Below are 529 nucleotides of genomic sequence, written 5' to 3' on the forward strand. Positions count from 1 at the left end.
ACAAAAGAAGGTCGTGCTCTGATTCATACAGAACTTAACCTTAATCAGTATGTTCTGAAAGGACTGAGAGAAAAAATATCCGTTGGTCATAGCACAGAATACCATGACAGTAAAATATCTTTATTTTCTGCTCAAAAGGGAAAATGTGCAATCAGTGGAGAAGAATTCGCAGATGCGGAACATGTAGCTGTATGGCTCAAAGTACCAGGATCACTTGGTGGATTTGAAAGATATAAAAACATGGTTCTGATTCACAAAAAATATCTGATTCTGTTACAAGAACTGCCCCAAGCAGCAATAAAAGACCTGATAAAAACACTCAATATCACAAAAAAGATGCTCGTGAAAATCAATAGTCTGCGAGAGCAGGCGAACCTGTCAGCAATAATATAAAACTTAAATTTGGTGACTGATTAAATGTCTTGTGAAGACAATCGATGGAGCGCCGGATGCGGTGAAAGTCGCATGTCCGGTGTGAAGTGGGGGAAAAGGTGGAGATAATATCAAAACCTTACCTATCACTATAAGC

Annotated in this window: 1 pseudogene; it reads left to right on the forward strand. The window is 38.8% G+C overall.

The features are described from left to right. Nucleotides 1-393, forward strand: a pseudogene (locus WKT17_RS16265) (group II intron reverse transcriptase/maturase); the annotation flags it as partial. Nucleotides 394-529: the final 136 nt, after the last annotated feature.

The organism is Blautia sp. HCN-20427, from assembly GCF_037890365.1.
In the GTDB taxonomy this organism is placed as follows: domain Bacteria; phylum Bacillota; class Clostridia; order Lachnospirales; family Lachnospiraceae; genus Blautia.